Genomic DNA, 14,964 nt, shown 5'->3' with positions numbered 1-14,964 from the left:
GTTCCGTTCTTTTTACGTAACACCAGCTGGCATTGGCAGACCGATTTAGTCGTTAATAAGCCCGATAGCTGCCATGACTTTTCCTCTCAGCTCATCCGAGATAGGAGCGTTTCCGCCATTCGAGGCTGCGGCAGTATCCTGTCCTTCTGCTGAAGCAACATAGGTTAAGAAATCTTTGACGTCCTGGCCGCTTTGAGCCTGCTCATAATCAGTACATGCCAGCAGGTATGAAACCATCACGATTGGATAAGCGCCAGCAATGGAGCCATCGCGCTTAAGATCAACGGTTATACGCCGTTCCGACGCATCAGCTGTTGGCGCGGACCCGTCAACAATTTTCGCTGCAGCTTGCGGTGAATAAGGTAAGAATTCACCGGCAACATCAACATTTGCCGTCCCTAGATCACCAATTTGAGACGCATCTGCATAGGTAATAGCACCCGGTGTTGAGGTTACAAGATTGACGACGCCGGACGTCTTTTCCGCAGATTGGGTGCCAGTACGTGGCCAAGTATCCGATGCTTCGTACGGCCAGTCCCCACCGGCAGATTCGATCAAATAGTGTTGGAAGTTTTCCGTTGTTCCCGAGTCATCGGCACGATTAACTGGAATAATAGCTAGGTCTGGCAGTGAGACGCCAGGATTTAACCGGGCGATGCGCGAGTCATTCCAGCTAGAGATTTTCCCATCGAAAATCTGGGCAATAGTGCTCGCTGTCAAATTGAGTGACTCAATGCCATCGAGGTTAAAAGCCACCGCAATCGGGGAAATATACAGTGGCAATTCCAGTGGTTCGCTACCGCAACGCGCAGTTGCCTTCGCTACTTCTTCTGCATCAAGAATCGAATCGGTTCCCGCATATGCAACCTGGCCGGCAATGAACTGTTTCCGGCCGGTTCCTGATCCGGTTGGATCGTAGTTCACTACTGTTCCCGACTTGGTTGTGAAATTATCACGCCAGGCTTGTTGCGCGTTAACTTGTGACGATGCGCCCGAACCGTTAATCGTGGTAGACGACGGCGAATCATTGCCCGTCGTCGAGCTGGTATCAGTAGTTGTACAAGCCGCTAAGCTAAGCACTCCAGCGCATGCAACGGCGACTAACTTCAATCGTTGAGATGTGTTCACGGTATGTGTCCTTTGATTGTCTTATGAGGACTGATCCCTCATCTACAATTCAATGTAGTGGGCGAATGTAACCACCCAACCGCTATTGGGTTAACACTTGGTGAACACTTAGTGAGTGTTATTTAGCCGCAAATTTGTAGCCCAAACCGCGTACAGTCACAAGCAATTGCGGCTCGGCTGGGACCTGCTCGATCTTGGATCGTAACCGTTTAATATGTACGTCAAGCGTCTTCGAATCCCCGATATAATCTGCGCCCCAAATCCGGTCAAAAATCTGGCTCCGGGTTAACACTCGCCCTGCATTTTCCATCAGGAATTCCAGCAGTTCGAATTCACGCAACGGCATTGCTACTTCGGAACCATTGACGCTAACCACATGGGAATGCGAATCTAACGTCACTGGACCGACGGTGAGGACGTGGGCTGCGCCGTCGTCGTCAATCGCTGGTACCACGCGCCGGAGCAAAGCACGCACCCGAGCCAATAACTCCCGGTACGAATACGGCTTCGTGATGTAATCATCGGCGCCGATTTCCAGCCCAACGACTTTATCTATTTCGGAGTCCTTGGCGCTGACCATGATAATCGGAACCGATGAGGTCTTGCGAATCTTTCGGCACACCTCGGTTCCGTTCACCTGCGGCAACATGACGTCAAGCAACACCAGATCGATAGCATGAGTAGCGAAGATATCTAACGCTTGTTGACCATCAGCAGCTTCAACGACGTCGAACTCTTCCCGTCGCAGATTGAACGCCAATGTTTCGCGTAACGTATGTTCATCATCAACAACCAGAATCGTTGTCATCGGTTTTCTCCTCCCGGTATGGCCATGCCCGCCGCGCTTACATCTGCCCGCGGCAACACGAGTGTGAACGTTGAGCCATGCCCTAATTCGCTCCAGAGTTTCACCTGTCCCCCGTGATCATTCACCACGTGTTTCACAATGCTCAGCCCCAAACCAGTTCCCCCGGTTTCGCGCGAGCGCGCCTCATCGCCGCGGTAAAAACGCTCAAACACCCGTGTTTTTGCTTCGTCTGAGATTCCCACTCCGGCGTCGATAACCGCAATGTGCACCTCAGTGTTCGTCCCTGAAACAACAACTGATACGCGGGAATGCGGGTTGGAATAGCGCACCGCATTATCGAGTAAGTTTCGTACCGCGGTGACGAGGAGAAGGAAATCCCCTACAACAGTGAGCCCCGGTTCTCCGCCGGATACCAGGTCAATCTGGCGTGCGTCAGCTTCTAGTTGGGTTCGTTTGAGAGCTTCGACGACGACGGCGTCGATACTCACAATCTGCGGATCGGTCAGCGCATCGGATTCTTGCAACCGCGAGAGCTGAATAATCTCTTGGACAAGCTGCGATAGTCGATCGGATTCGGTTTCTAACGCCTGCGCAAACCGACGCACTTGTTCGACGTCGTCACTGACGTTACTAATCGTTTCGGCGAGCAACTTGATACCGCCAATCGGAGTTTTTAGTTCATGCGAAACATTCGCAACGAAATCTCGCCGGGTGTTTTCTAGCCGAATTTTTTCGGTCTGATCTTCAAAAAGGACAACGACTTTGTCAGCTGACGCGCGAGCTACTCGCACCCAGATTCGTCGCGCAACCGCATGCCGTGATCGCCGGTTAGCCATATCAAATTCAGTATCGCGGGTCTGACCGCTAGCAAAAATATCACCGACTATGGCATCGAGTTCCGGACGCAAGAGTTGCCCGTGAACCAGTCCAAAAGCAGTAGCTAAGGCAGACGAACGCACAACTCGATGGTTACGATCTACCACAATATAGGACTGTGGTAACGTATCGAGAATAAGTCTGACCTGCTCGTGCATCGCCAGCTTGGCAGACTGCAACTCTTTGTCATCGCGATGGCGGCGAATACGACGCTCGGTCAACCAGATACCGCCAATGATGACAGCACCTAGAACAAGTCCGAGCCCGAACGATAAAGCCTCGTGCATATCTCCACCCTAACGGTAAGAGAACACGAAGTTCGAACCAAGCGATGTTTTGTCACCTGTTGTTAACCTTTGCGACGCTCAGAATTAACATGACTGTGCTTTACTGAGCGTAACGGCAGACGAAACGAGATCATCCTTGTTTACGGCTGTATTCTGCCTAAACGACTTCCAAGGAGCCCAGGTGCGCGAACTCTTCCATCAACAAATGAACCGTCTCAATGACACGATTGTGCTTGAAGCAAAAGCCGTAGCGAAGGCTATGAATCGCGCAAGTATCGCAATGCGTGATGCCAATCTTGCCAAAGCCGAAAAAGTTATCGACGCTGATCGGAAGATAGATTTGTTAGAGCGATCGATTGATGAGATGGGTGTGTCTATCCTGGCACGCCAAGCTCCGGTTGCCTCAGACTTGCGCGTGGTAGTTTCCGCGCTGCGACTATCAGCAATTTTAGAGCAAATGGGAGACCTAGCTCGGCATATTGCTTATGTTGCGCGCAGTCGCTATCCACATGTTGTACTACCAGATACGGCACTTGGCGTACTGGTGCAGATGACGGAACACGCTGGCACCATGAGCGAAAACATGGTGCGTCTCCTCGAAACACGCGATTTGCAGTTTGCCAATGCGATTGAAGAAGAAGACGACTATCTCGATGATCTGCACGAGAAGACGTTCGAGTATGTGCTCGATGACGAACTCGATCTAACGCGACAAGAAATTATCGACATTATTCTATTGGGCCGATATTTAGAACGATTCGGGGATCATGCTGTCTCAGTTGCCCAGCGTGTCCAGTTCATGGTCAACGGAATGCAGGATCCCAGCGACCCGTTTGCTGACGTAGACCTGACTGAGATTTAGTACTGATAACACTTGGCGCTGGTGTACCAGCGCCAAGTGTTATTATTGGTTGTGATCGTTTTGCCAACGTTAGTCGATGTAGACGGCGGTACCAGAAGCAGTAACCATCAGCATGTTGTTTCCGGCTCCAAGCACTTCGTAGTCAATATCTACACCGACGACCGCGTTTGCACCAAGTGCGGCGGCACGGTTTTCCATTTCTTGGATTGCGGCTTCTCGGCTGCGTAGGATTTCTTCTTCATATGAACCGGACCGGCCACCAAAGAAGTTTGTCAACCCGGCGCCGATATCCTTTATCGCGTTAACGCCTTGGATGACTTCACCAAAGACGATGCCATGGTAGCGAATAATGTTGTGCCCCTCGATCGAGGGTGTGGTTACTGAAATCATAGAAGCATCTCCAATGATGTATAAACTTTTTGTATTCTATCTAGTGCCGAACATTGATAGCGACATAGGCTTAAACGGTCTGCGAAAACTACTCATTCATATAGGTGGCTAGGCGATCTGGGTCAGCGTCCAACTTTTCTCGATCCCAACCGTCCAGGTCAGCAGCCAAAGCGTATGTGCTCTCCAAGAACTGGCGAACCATCTCTTCCGGATTGTCCGACTTACGGACCGCCTCATAAGGCAGAACATACTCATACAATTCTTCACTGTAATAAGCTTCAGCAGGTTCAATCTTTTGGCGAGCGTAGCCATCTGGAGCAGGATATGCGTAGGAATAGAACATGCCTTCGCCCTCCCCTCCAGGCCAGAAACCAGCGCTCGTTAGATGATGCGAATAGCCTTCCACCATCACCCAGTCAGCACAGTTTGGAACACCACCCGGATGCTGCGGAGCAGGCTCATCCACGAAACGAGTACAGGCCATATCGAATGATCCCCAGAAGAAATGCACCGGGCTTACCTTACCCAAGAACCCTGCACGGAAACTATCCAACGCAATATGGACCTTCGATAACTGCAACCAGAAACGGTGAACAGCGTCCTTGTCATAACTCTTATGAACAGTATCCTCCGGGAACGGAATTGCTGGGTCAACCTCATTAGGGATAACACTAATGTCCATAGGAACATCGATGTCTGCCATGGACTGTTGTACCTTTGTGTAAAAGTCAGCTACCGTCATCGGCTCTAGCGCAAACTTCGCTTGCAGTCCGTTGCTACGACGGAACCGAATTTCATGGCTAATAAAATCGAATTCGATATCGAACACGTCGCCGTGAAAAGGGATCGACGACGTCGTCAAACCAACCGGCGATACATACAACGTGACCTGCCACCAATGATTAACGAGCGGCGCATACTGCATACGAATCTTGCCAATAATCTGCGTCCACATGTGCAAGGTATCGCGGGTATCTTCCCAATCATCAATCCGAAGTTCCGGCCAGGAAGAAAGGGTATTTGGAGTGGTCATAATATTTTCTTCTCCGTTGAATCAGTGTTGCAGAATATAGCAAACATAGTACCAACCTGCGCCACCGCTATGATGGGAAACTAGCACGATGTAGCTTTGAGCAGAATTGACACCTGCAACTCATTCCAACATTGAAATGCATTAATTAACCATCTAAATCAGAGAGCTCATGGTAGTGAATGCCCATGTATTGCATGGCAATGAGGTCTTCGGGGTGGCGAACGCACAGGTAAATAACAGATAGAAAACCCCATTCCAAAGGCTTCATCAATACCCAAACAATATCTGCCACCCATTTTGTTCTTATGCGCTTAGCTAGATCAAAGCCATACCGGTCATAAAAATGGCGGAGCAATCGGTGCATACGAGGTAACCGGTCAGAGATTACCTGTTCAAAAGCATTGGCTACGAGCAATTGCCGATTCACTATTACTGGGTGTCCGTGCCGGATTCCTCCACGCATTGGTTTAACAAGTTTCTTGTGACCACCAGCTGCCACTGTACAAAGATAGTGCTCATCATAGAATACATTCGGTGGCGAAATTTGTTGCGATAAAGTCCATTCACTAGTGTCCGTAAAAGCCCTGATAAGTGCATGCGGGCCTTGTCCGAGCAACAGCAATATCACATAAACTACTCCCATCACGGGTAAGGCTATCAAGAACCCCAATACGGGCCAGGTTTTCGCTCGTGCAAAATAGCTGTTGAGCTTCGCGAGAATTGGATGGGTTTCAATCTTCACGGATCGATCTGCATCTAATTTATGTGTCCGCACAGTAATAGCTATTGTTCTGGATACAATCAGCACGAATACAACGACGGGAATAAGCATATATAGGTCGATTAAACTAGCGTATTCAAAAATCTGTATCGTCCACAGGACAACATAAACAATGATAATATAGAGCACCCCAATAGCCAGAACTGGGATGAGCGGCAGTAGCTTGTCAGCCGGTTTTAGACATAGCACGTAAACGCCACAAAACAAATCCCAAGAAGAACAACGAACCATAGATAGTAATTGGGAGAAATTGACGAATGCCACTGCGAATCCTGCAATTGCTCTTGCAAACCAGCTGAAACACCACGTCTTTATAGAAGACAAGGTATAAAACATCGCATACTAGAAGGAAACAGAGCACCCACGTTTCATATCCAGGAGGATTCGACTGCAGGGTCTTCCACCGTAAGGCTCGCGAAACCAAAATCAGCTGCCCCCCAGCAACACCACTGGATATACACACAGAAATGAAAACGCAACTAAAAATACAGATTGGAGGATAACGCATGCCTGTACCAGCTAGATCGTACCTCTTTTTTAGTTAGCAACTCGCAACCTCATACGAGCATCAGGAATCGCATGGCCGGTGGAATAAATTTGAGGGTTCAGATTAGTTATTCATTGTTCTTGTCATATCGTTGGCAACTTCTCTTCGTTGGAAATCACATCTGCCAAAAAGTAACAATATAGTTATTGCAACAGTTGTAGACTCGAAAAATTTTAGATTCACTTAGACCGATTTACGCTGATTGATCATAGCACGTTGTTCTTCCACAGAATTATCTTCCTCCTCGACATGGTTGTTCCAGTCGTAGACGGCATTCACATCTCTAACGATCTGGAGTGACATCATCCCAAGAGCTACGACTCCCGTGATAGCAACAACACTTACCAACCTTGCAATGAATGAATAAATCGAGGCTTCGACTATCATGGAAACTTGTAATTTAACTGCTGGCGCTATGACTCCAAATAGCATTAGCGCGAAAGCTAATGCCGATCCGATAAGGGAAAACTTGACTGCTCGGTCTACGACTATACGCCATCTATTCTCAATGTTTTGGTAACGAATTCGCCTTTTCGTGATGGAGCTACGCCACCCGTTCAAAACGCTAAATACGCCTAAAAGACCCGCCGAATAAAGTCCAAGTGCACTGGCGATAGTTCCAAAGTCTCTTGCTCTAGCATCTAAAATCCATAAAGTAATCGCACATATAACAAGAACGGTGATTGCAAACTTCAATGGAACTGTTGGCGCTCCTATTCGTTGTCCGTTTGTTGGCCTGTCATCCATGTTTCTTCCTCACCTTTCACCCATTCGACAAAGCAATCCTTATCGGGCGTTTTGAGAGCGACCTGAGCTGTTTGACTGAGTTGGGCTATCTTATCAAGGGTTGTTTGGTAGTACGGCTCGGTTTTCGGATGCCCCTTTGATTTAAACTTATAGTTGAATAAATCAGCTAGTTGTCCCGGAAGAAGTGTCTTGTTTCCATGGGGGCTTTGAACATACACCTTCATGCTATCTACCCCAAGATTAGCATCTTTTAAAGAGTCCGCATCCATGTCTAAGTCATTCAAAGTCTCCGTGATTATCACGTCTGGTGAAAGTTTGCTATTCCTAAAACGCTTTATGATTCCTTCGCGTACCTGCGTCGCCTTAACTTTAATCGTAAGTTTATAAGTACTCTCCTTGCCGTTGACATCCGTGCCAGTGAAAGTAGCATCCATAGACGTCATATCATCGACGATGGCTCGTAATAACTCTGGATCGGCAACGCGTTGAGCACGGATTCTAATGGCCAGTGGAACCCTACTTTTTAGCTTGCTCTTGCTAATCTTATTGCCGTCCGAATCAATTTGAGCATCGGCGTTGCTAATCTCATCTATCTGTTGCTTACGCCTTTCACGAGCGAGGAAATTAATCCATTTTATTAGTGATGGAATTGAGTCTTTAGCACCTACCATTTCGGCAACGATAAATCCTTTTTTTGAAGCAGTTGCAAAGAAAAAATCTACTCGCATTGGGGTTTCTGCACTACGATTTTGCACATTCAAACGATCAGTTCTGTCATTCGGGTTTGTCGCATAATCATGAAGCCCTCGCTCCCCCATTGCAACGCTGGCATGAATCGCATTCATCTCGCTATTATAATCAACACACCGTAGTGACAAAGTTGGGTCAGTTTCATCAAATTCAGCCTCCTCTATGTCATCGCTATCATCGTCAGAGAGAATTTGCTCTTGCGAGTGAGGCTTACCGACTCGCGTACATCGACCAACCAATTTGATAATTTCATGTAAACGTTCGCGATGGTCCTCAATTTCTTGCATCAGAACAGTACTTCTACCTTCGAGCATCTCAAAAGTATAGACTCGATAGCCCCAGTTAGCCATGATTCCTCCATTGTAACGTTAGAGCGAGGCTATACGTAACCGATAACCACACAAATTCATGTTATATTAGCCAATAAGGAAATAAAAACGCTAATCTCATATAAATTGCCTGAAGTGATATCGCTTTTCTTCTGTTTGAACAAACAGGAGAATTCGGATCATGTCTAAGTCACTCGATCAAGAAACAAAATGTCATATTGCGTGCCTAGCTGAAGACTAGATTCTCACTTAAGATCTTTCGATTAAGGCCACAAATGAGATTATAGACGTTAAGTTTGAGGTATAGTGACACGTTGCTAGGCGATGGTTTACGAAGCTCGCAAATCTGGGCGGGTTAATAGGGTTGAGAAGATCTCATTAACGAGAATTCTAGGCTTCGACGGGAGAATCAGAGTCTGTGCAACGTGAACGGGCGGCTCAGAGCCACCTCAGCTCTTTTCGCATCCGAATTCCAGCCTAAACGTCGAATAATTGTGATAATAGATAATCATAGTGAATGTTTCGGCATTGAGTTCGTACGTGTGACGTCTGACATCAGGTGTGCACGAGGGTTTTATTTCCTCTTGAGGCTATAGGGAAGCTAAGCGCCGTGGGCCTAGTGCTTGCCATGATAGAGAGTTGGAAGAACTGCTAAGACTTCTTCACGTATTGAATTATTAGTGTGCGGGGTGAGGAAGATATGACATACTCTGGCCCGTCAACTTGATGTGGGTGTGCGGACATAGACTTGTAGGTTAATGGGTCTTGCTGGAGTGTCGGCAAGGAAAGCTCAAGCGCCTGATAATATCCGGAAAAGAAAGCATGCTGATATACGTCCTGGCCTAGTGCAACCTGAGTTTAAGACTTGAGGTTCGAACCAGTTGCGGGTTGCCGATATTACATATGTAAAAATCTGTGCCAGGTTTGTCTATGCTACTTTCATTACTGATGTGTACTCCCGAAGGTTGCGGGATGTGCATTATCGGATTAAATGTTGGTTGAAGCCTTACCGTTATAGGCACTTAATGAAGTTCTCCGGGTTTTAGTCCTAGACGTGTGTCTTAATTTCCAATATTTCGTGTCCCATGTTGCCGGTCCAAAACTCATCTTCAACCTCAGCCGGTGTTACGGTACGGTAGCCCAGGCTCTGGGCAAGCCGCGACTCCGTTCAACCACGAGACCCATTCAAACGTCGCAATTTCAACACCCAACCACGTCCGCCCACAACCTCCTATGAATCAGCCCCGTCGTTTTCTTCGCGCATACAATCGCCTGATTGAGCACCTGCAGTGGCAACGCTTTAAGTACACATCGAATCAGATTGCACCCACCCGATAAATCCGTCCGGAGAGAACACATCGGTCACAAAAGCGTGTAGACCCCCTACGAGTACCGGCACAGGGGGGGGCGGGTTCTAGGGATTGTTGCAACACCTGACTTGCGAAAGGGATTATCGGGCGTTTGGGAATACCAAGGGGTGCAGTACCCGAGGCGTTCAGTGATGTGTATTGCGAGGTGTGAACATTGCATATGTCTACTGGATGAAGGAATGAATTTCACTCAGGCCGCGAAACCTGTGGGTGTTTCAAAATGTACTGGCAAAGTTTGGCCTAGCGGCAGGAGTCGTTCAACGGGCTGTAACGAAGCCGTACGTGTGGACTGGTAGTGTTTGACGTGGACAAGCCGAATTCTATTAGCAGTCGCTACTTTTCCCAAGATGAACGCATCATTATCGCTGACTGCTCAAACACAATGCGAGCATTCGGAAGATATCGCAACGCCTGGGTCGTGCTCCTTCTAGTATGAGCCGTGTAGTTCGAGCAAATACTCATCCTGATAACGAGAGCATGTGAACCTTATAGAGTTCACCAAATCTCACGTCAGTGTTTGAAACGGTCAAAGACACCGAAAATTTCTTGCCTACCCCGTGATGTTTGCGTTAGTTGAGAAGTATCTAAAGATGCATTGGAGTCCAGCTCAGATAAGTGGCAGACTGAAAAAGATGTATCCCCGTGATGAGTCGATGCACGTATGGAGCGAAACTATATATCAAGCTATCTATGTTCATGCCCGCGCTAGCCGACAACTCGATGTTGACCAAGTACTACGATCTGGCAGATCAAAACGCCGACCACGTCATCTGACCTTGCATAGAAAACCAGGCTTGGGTGATCCGATGGTGATGATCGCCAACCAGCCTGAAGAAATCGATACATGTGCGCTCACTTGGTCATTGGGAAGGTAACTTGATCACCGGGGGCTGAGAACAAGAGTGCTATCGGCACGCTCGTTGAACGCACGACACGTTTTACACGTCTTGCTCCACTTACCCGGCTAATCATGATGCAGGTAGTGTGCAAGAAGCAATAGTGAAGAAAATTGAGCGCACTTCCCAAGCTTTTACATAACTCCTTAACCTGGGATCAAGGCTCGCAAATGGCTCTACACGCGAAAATTTCAACCATGCTAAACATGGATGTATATTTATTGCGATCCACATTCACCCTGGCAACGCGGAACAAATGAAAACACACACGGGTTACTCCGCCAATACTTCCCAAAAGGAACCGATCTCAGCCAATACTCTAAAAGCCTATCTCGACCCAGTCAACGAAGAACTCAACGACCATCCCCACAAAACACTAGACCGGGACAAACCAACCGAACGAATAATCGAACTAATCAACAACGACTGTTGCAACCACTCCTAGAATCCGCCGGTATTGTCCAATAGATATGCGAAGCTCGCGTTCTCTTCATCAGAGACATGCACAGGAGAACGCAAGTTTGCTAACGAATGTCGTGAACCAAGTTCAACGAGAATCGCTGCTATGACGAAAAACACATCGCAAGAAAGAAGTATGTGATCCCTATGGACACCCGCTGAATGAGATAACAATGTGGCGTTTATGGTCCAACAACTAGAAAATCCAGCCTTCGCGCCCACCAGAAAAGCGTGGATTCTTGCTTGCACTGTCAGTCTATCAAACCCTTCTTTGAGCCCCCACTAGCATTTTCCGATTCACAAATGCAGTGTAACAGCCATAGGTTTTATATTAATGGAACTATTGCTCCCTTAACGCCATATCATCAGACGGAATGAATTGCTTTTGATCTTATGGATTGGTAGGAGCGTAAAGGCTAGAAGTGTATGCATAACGATGAGCAGCATGTCTCGAAGTTCTATGTCTTTTCAACCACCTACATCATCTCAATAGAAAAGGAACAAACACTTCCACAGCCATACCCCGATAGCACCTCCTACGCACGCAAGAACCAATCCACGTACTGATGCATCATGCTTACTGAAGATGGACCACACTCTCTGCCATGGTAGTCAGAGCAGCTTAGACCTCGGCGTCACGAAATCTAATATCGATTCGGACACTCGCGAAGACGGAGGTTTGCTGCTCTTGTGAGTGAAGTGCAGGTACGCGAGTGAGTGTCAGCGATCGATGAACTGCAACGTTCATAAATGAGCTCTCTTGGCAACTGCGGCTGAAATATCGAGCAACTCGTGCTTATAAAGGATTGGTCACTTCGACGTTTCCCTTTATAAGCGGGTAAAAGCCATCCTGTAAAAACATCTCAAAATCGGGGAAATATCGGATCGTCGTCATTGACGACCCCCGTGTCGAGTATGGATTCCAATGCCCTCTTTTTGGTCACAGCGCTTGTACGCGACCTGGCCGCCATCTGCGCTAACAATTTCGACTACCTCTAAGGCGACGAGTGCGGCGACTACATCAAGCAACTTTTCGTCCTTACCCCACAAATGCCTGCTTTCCCGAGAAACAAGCTACAACCGTCTCAAAAGTTACTCGACAGCTTCGCACTACCTCATCTAGAAACAGGACAATCAATCGCGAGCCACCCTCTGTACGAGGCCCAAGGCAGAGATTCCAAGCCAGACGGAGAACTACAGCCCCGTAGTTAACAGTTACGCTGCCATGTGGCCCGAATGCCGCGAAGCAACCAGCTCAGTATCGCTGATGAACGTCATGCGTAGAATCCTCGAGCACTACTTTCTTCAACTCTCTGGGTATGACGGAGTAGATCTACGCACCCGCATCCTGAAAGACAACCGAGACAAGTTTGTACGTACGAATGAGGACAGCTCCGAGGACTTTTCCTCGTACTACCAAGCATCAGCAATCGTCGCTTATGTCAGCCAAAGCTTGACAGGCATTAGCGACGACATCCACTTCGTCACCGACGCCCAAAACCCAGACCAGATGCGAAGCACTTCCAAACAGATCTTTGAGCTGATGGGACAAGGCCAGCACTACGCGATGATGTCAGATAAGCAACCGATGGGTTCGCCAAATAGCTGGGCATCCACTCTCCAACGCATAATGAAGATGTGCTCGCGCTCGCGTTCACCATCGAGTGATGCTTGAGTAAGCATCAGGTAATCCTCGGCCTGCTAATCATCCTGAACTACACCGATGTTACTCCAACCACCGACTTCGGCAGCATCGAATCCACAGAACTTGTCTTCGGTGATCATGACGAAGCAGACCGCTCCGGACTGTTGATCGACCTACGCTAACGCACGGAAGATATAGTTCTTGAAGGACAGCCACAGTTCCCTTTCTATGACTGATTGCGAGGATTGATACATAAGACCTCACCTCACAACCTTATCTCTTCACGCGTGAACTGCGATTTCGGTTGAGTCGCCGCCCCTGCATCGTCTCCGAAATCGTCTCAAAATCCTCTAGGGTACTCCGTGGAATTCGCAGTGATGCGACCAACACACGCTCATCAACTAGCCGACGAGCCTCATCTATCATGCTCCGCCGGAGAAGATCGTCAACTTCACCGATCAGGACTTCGTCAACGAGCTCTGGATCGGGAATGAAAAGGTTTACGCACTCAGAGGGCTCTAGTTCGAGAATTCCACCACCATAGGACCTTCCATACACCTCGGACAAAGCACAGGTGATCGTGTTTAGAGCAGCAGTTGCCAGTTGAGCCGCCGTCACCCGAGAGTTCTCTAGAAAGACTCTATGCACAGTGTCCGTGGAGGTTGCGCCGGTATCGTTCGCGAAGATTCTAGGAATCGTTGAAATCTGCCTGAGCATGAAACCATCTGGCACAGATATTGATGGAACGGACCACCACTTTTTGCGGATTCGAGTCTTATAACCTGTGTGGACTCCGGAGAGTTCTCCATCGTGAAGATAGGCACTGAGCGCGTCGTCTGACCAAACGTCAGTTTCGGAAGAAATCGCCAATAGGCGAGTATTGATATCCTCAGCCTCGTTCGCAACAAGGTCGTCACCTGTGAACGACACGCCCTCGAGATGTGCAGAACGTGCAACAAGAGGTATGACCCATTTTTCAATTCCCAGGTCAGCAGCTCTCTTCTTTGTCATGCAGAAAAAGGCATTTCTACCGGTAACGACCCCCACATTGACCTTTGCAAACTCCCCAATCTTTCGGAAGATTCCCGAATCGAGAAACTCGCGCAATGTCCGAACGTATCGGGCTTGAAGGTAGTAGTAAGTCCACTTCTCATCAAGATCCAGCGAGGCCCTCACTGCTTCTCCATCAATTTGAAGGTAATGGAGTTCAGCGGCGTCGTTAATCTCGGCTGTTCTAAAACGGGCAGGGCCTGAACCCACCTCCAATAGCAAGAGAACAACCTCCTGCAGAACCTCAGGAAAAACCAACTCCTTGAAGGAGATGATTGAAATTTCTGAACAGTTGCGAATCAGAAATTCGCGCAATTGCCCCGCATATCCGACCTGCAGAAGTTCTGCAGGTACAACCAGAGCAACCCGGCCCCCAGGCTTCGTACGGTTCACCGAAGCAACAACAAACGGAACCCACGCATTCGTGAGCTTGCTAGGAGCTAAACCGCTACGCACCATTAGCTGAAGAGCCCGTTCTCGTGACTCGACGTCCCAGTTCCCGAATCGAATATAGGGAGGATTCCCTACAACCGCGTCAAACTTTAATCCAGGATTTTGCTTTGCTTCCCACACGAAGAAGTCTTCGTTGACAACCTGTCCAATCCCAAGACCAGCTGCCTTCCGCGCTTCCTCTTCGAGGAGCTCTACACCTACTACATCCAGGTTCGTGCCTCTGAGCTCTCCTAGGATTGCGCCATCTCCGCATGACGGCTCAAGGACCTTCACAGGACCATAGCTACCCAAGGTTGGAGCGAGCGCCCATTCAACTATGGCAGCGGCAATCTGCTGCGGCGTATAGTAGCCGCCTCGCAGCTTGTCCGCCTCTGGCTGCGCTTTCGAACTGTACTTACTCATCGACTCCATTGTCGCATGATCTACGCCTAGGTCGTAGTCCTCGAGAGGCGCGTCGACCGGCTGTCGTGGGCGTGTGGCCAGCTACCGATGCTTCGCTGTCATATACTTAAAGATGACTGTGTCCCGGTACAGGGCGCATACGATGATCTAA

13 protein-coding genes and 1 pseudogene are annotated in these 14,964 nt (G+C 48.5%); 4 read left to right on the top strand and 10 right to left on the bottom strand.

Features of this window, described 5'->3' with window-relative positions; all coding sequences use genetic code 11:
- Nucleotides 1-45 precede the first annotated feature (45 nt).
- The 3 genes from pstS to KSO86_RS01230 all read right to left on the bottom strand — a co-directional run bounded on the left by pstS (nt 46) and on the right by KSO86_RS01230 (nt 3,099).
- On the bottom strand, nt 46-1,128 hold the full coding sequence (pstS, locus tag KSO86_RS01240) for a phosphate ABC transporter substrate-binding protein PstS (protein WP_216431739.1): 1,083 nt from the start codon (nt 1,126-1,128) through the stop codon (nt 46-48).
- Nucleotides 1,129-1,246: 118 nt separating this feature from the next.
- Nucleotides 1,247-1,936 carry a response regulator transcription factor gene (locus tag KSO86_RS01235; RefSeq protein ID WP_216378272.1) on the bottom strand — a complete coding sequence of 230 codons (690 nt, stop codon included), beginning with the start codon at nt 1,934-1,936 and terminating at the stop codon, nt 1,247-1,249.
- Nucleotides 1,933-3,099, bottom strand: a complete 1,167-nt coding sequence (locus tag KSO86_RS01230) for a sensor histidine kinase (RefSeq protein WP_216378273.1) — start codon at nt 3,097-3,099, stop codon at nt 1,933-1,935. The genes KSO86_RS01235 and KSO86_RS01230 overlap by 4 nt, the downstream gene beginning before the upstream one ends.
- A gap of 181 nt (nt 3,100-3,280) precedes the next feature.
- Between KSO86_RS01230 and phoU the strand changes: the two genes are divergently transcribed.
- A complete protein-coding gene (phoU, locus tag KSO86_RS01225; protein WP_216378274.1) occupies nt 3,281-3,961 on the top strand; it encodes a phosphate signaling complex protein PhoU in 681 nt (226 codons plus the stop codon).
- Nucleotides 3,962-4,030: 69 nt separating this feature from the next.
- Here the strand turns inward: phoU and KSO86_RS01220 are convergent, their stop codons facing one another.
- From KSO86_RS01220 to KSO86_RS01200, 5 genes are all read right to left on the bottom strand, one after another.
- Nucleotides 4,031-4,351: a putative heavy metal-binding protein gene (locus KSO86_RS01220; protein ID WP_216378275.1), complete on the bottom strand. Its 321-nt coding sequence runs from the start codon at nt 4,349-4,351 to the stop codon at nt 4,031-4,033.
- Nucleotides 4,352-4,439: 88 nt separating this feature from the next.
- Nucleotides 4,440-5,384, bottom strand: a complete 945-nt coding sequence (locus KSO86_RS01215) for a DUF5996 family protein (protein ID WP_216378276.1) — start codon at nt 5,382-5,384, stop codon at nt 4,440-4,442.
- 145 nt (nt 5,385-5,529) lie between these two features.
- A complete protein-coding gene (locus KSO86_RS01210) occupies nt 5,530-6,354 on the bottom strand; it encodes a DUF6688 domain-containing protein (RefSeq protein WP_216378277.1) in 825 nt (274 codons plus the stop codon).
- Nucleotides 6,355-6,895: 541 nt separating this feature from the next.
- The gene (locus tag KSO86_RS01205) at nt 6,896-7,459 is read right to left on the bottom strand and encodes a hypothetical protein (protein WP_216378278.1); all 564 of its coding nucleotides are present in this window, start codon (nt 7,457-7,459) and stop codon (nt 6,896-6,898) included.
- A complete protein-coding gene (locus KSO86_RS01200; protein ID WP_216378279.1) occupies nt 7,426-8,559 on the bottom strand; it encodes a hypothetical protein in 1,134 nt (377 codons plus the stop codon). The genes KSO86_RS01205 and KSO86_RS01200 overlap by 34 nt, the downstream gene beginning before the upstream one ends.
- 1,399 nt (nt 8,560-9,958) lie before the next feature.
- Between KSO86_RS01200 and KSO86_RS01195 the strand changes: the two are divergent.
- Nucleotides 9,959-11,249 (top strand): annotated as a pseudogene (locus KSO86_RS01195) (IS30 family transposase).
- On the opposite strand, the gene KSO86_RS01190 reads toward KSO86_RS01195, so the two are convergent.
- On the bottom strand, nt 11,246-11,383 hold the full coding sequence (locus KSO86_RS01190; protein WP_216378280.1) for a hypothetical protein: 138 nt from the start codon (nt 11,381-11,383) through the stop codon (nt 11,246-11,248). The pseudogene KSO86_RS01195 and the gene KSO86_RS01190 sit on opposite strands and share 4 nt — an antisense overlap.
- 1,105 nt (nt 11,384-12,488) lie before the next feature.
- Here KSO86_RS01190 and KSO86_RS01185 point away from each other — a divergent pair.
- Nucleotides 12,489-12,938, top strand: coding sequence for a hypothetical protein (locus KSO86_RS01185; protein ID WP_216378281.1), 450 nt, complete (start codon nt 12,489-12,491; stop codon nt 12,936-12,938).
- Complete coding sequence (locus KSO86_RS01180) at nt 12,935-13,090, top strand: hypothetical protein (RefSeq protein ID WP_216378282.1); 156 nt, start codon at nt 12,935-12,937, stop codon at nt 13,088-13,090. The genes KSO86_RS01185 and KSO86_RS01180 overlap by 4 nt, the downstream gene beginning before the upstream one ends.
- 91 nt (nt 13,091-13,181) lie before the next feature.
- Here the strand turns inward: KSO86_RS01180 and KSO86_RS01175 are convergent, their stop codons facing one another.
- Nucleotides 13,182-14,813 carry an Eco57I restriction-modification methylase domain-containing protein gene (locus tag KSO86_RS01175; RefSeq protein ID WP_216378283.1) on the bottom strand — a complete coding sequence of 544 codons (1,632 nt, stop codon included), beginning with the start codon at nt 14,811-14,813 and terminating at the stop codon, nt 13,182-13,184.
- Between the last annotated feature and the right edge of the window lie 151 nt (nt 14,814-14,964).

This window comes from Arcanobacterium phocae (assembly GCF_018913465.1).
Lineage (GTDB): Bacteria > Actinomycetota > Actinomycetes > Actinomycetales > Actinomycetaceae > Arcanobacterium > Arcanobacterium phocae_A.
The sequence above is the reverse complement of the archived record's forward strand: the minus strand, read 5'-3'. Positions and strand labels throughout refer to the sequence as shown.

What these genes read in the sequence shown, in the direction of transcription:
- KSO86_RS01200 (WP_216378279.1), bottom strand. Translation starts at nt 8,559, where the DNA reads ATGGCTAACTGGGGCTATCGAGTCTATACTTTTGAGATGCTCGAAGGT.
- KSO86_RS01220 (WP_216378275.1), bottom strand. Translation starts at nt 4,351, where the DNA reads ATGATTTCAGTAACCACACCCTCGATCGAGGGGCACAACATTATTCGC.
- KSO86_RS01235 (WP_216378272.1), bottom strand. Translation starts at nt 1,936, where the DNA reads ATGACAACGATTCTGGTTGTTGATGATGAACATACGTTACGCGAAACA.
- KSO86_RS01215 (WP_216378276.1), bottom strand. Translation starts at nt 5,384, where the DNA reads ATGACCACTCCAAATACCCTTTCTTCCTGGCCGGAACTTCGGATTGAT.
- KSO86_RS01230 (WP_216378273.1), bottom strand. Translation starts at nt 3,099, where the DNA reads ATGCACGAGGCTTTATCGTTCGGGCTCGGACTTGTTCTAGGTGCTGTC.
- KSO86_RS01185 (WP_216378281.1), top strand. Translation starts at nt 12,489, where the DNA reads ATGTGGCCCGAATGCCGCGAAGCAACCAGCTCAGTATCGCTGATGAAC.
- KSO86_RS01175 (WP_216378283.1), bottom strand. Translation starts at nt 14,813, where the DNA reads ATGAGTAAGTACAGTTCGAAAGCGCAGCCAGAGGCGGACAAGCTGCGA.
- KSO86_RS01205 (WP_216378278.1), bottom strand. Translation starts at nt 7,459, where the DNA reads ATGGATGACAGGCCAACAAACGGACAACGAATAGGAGCGCCAACAGTT.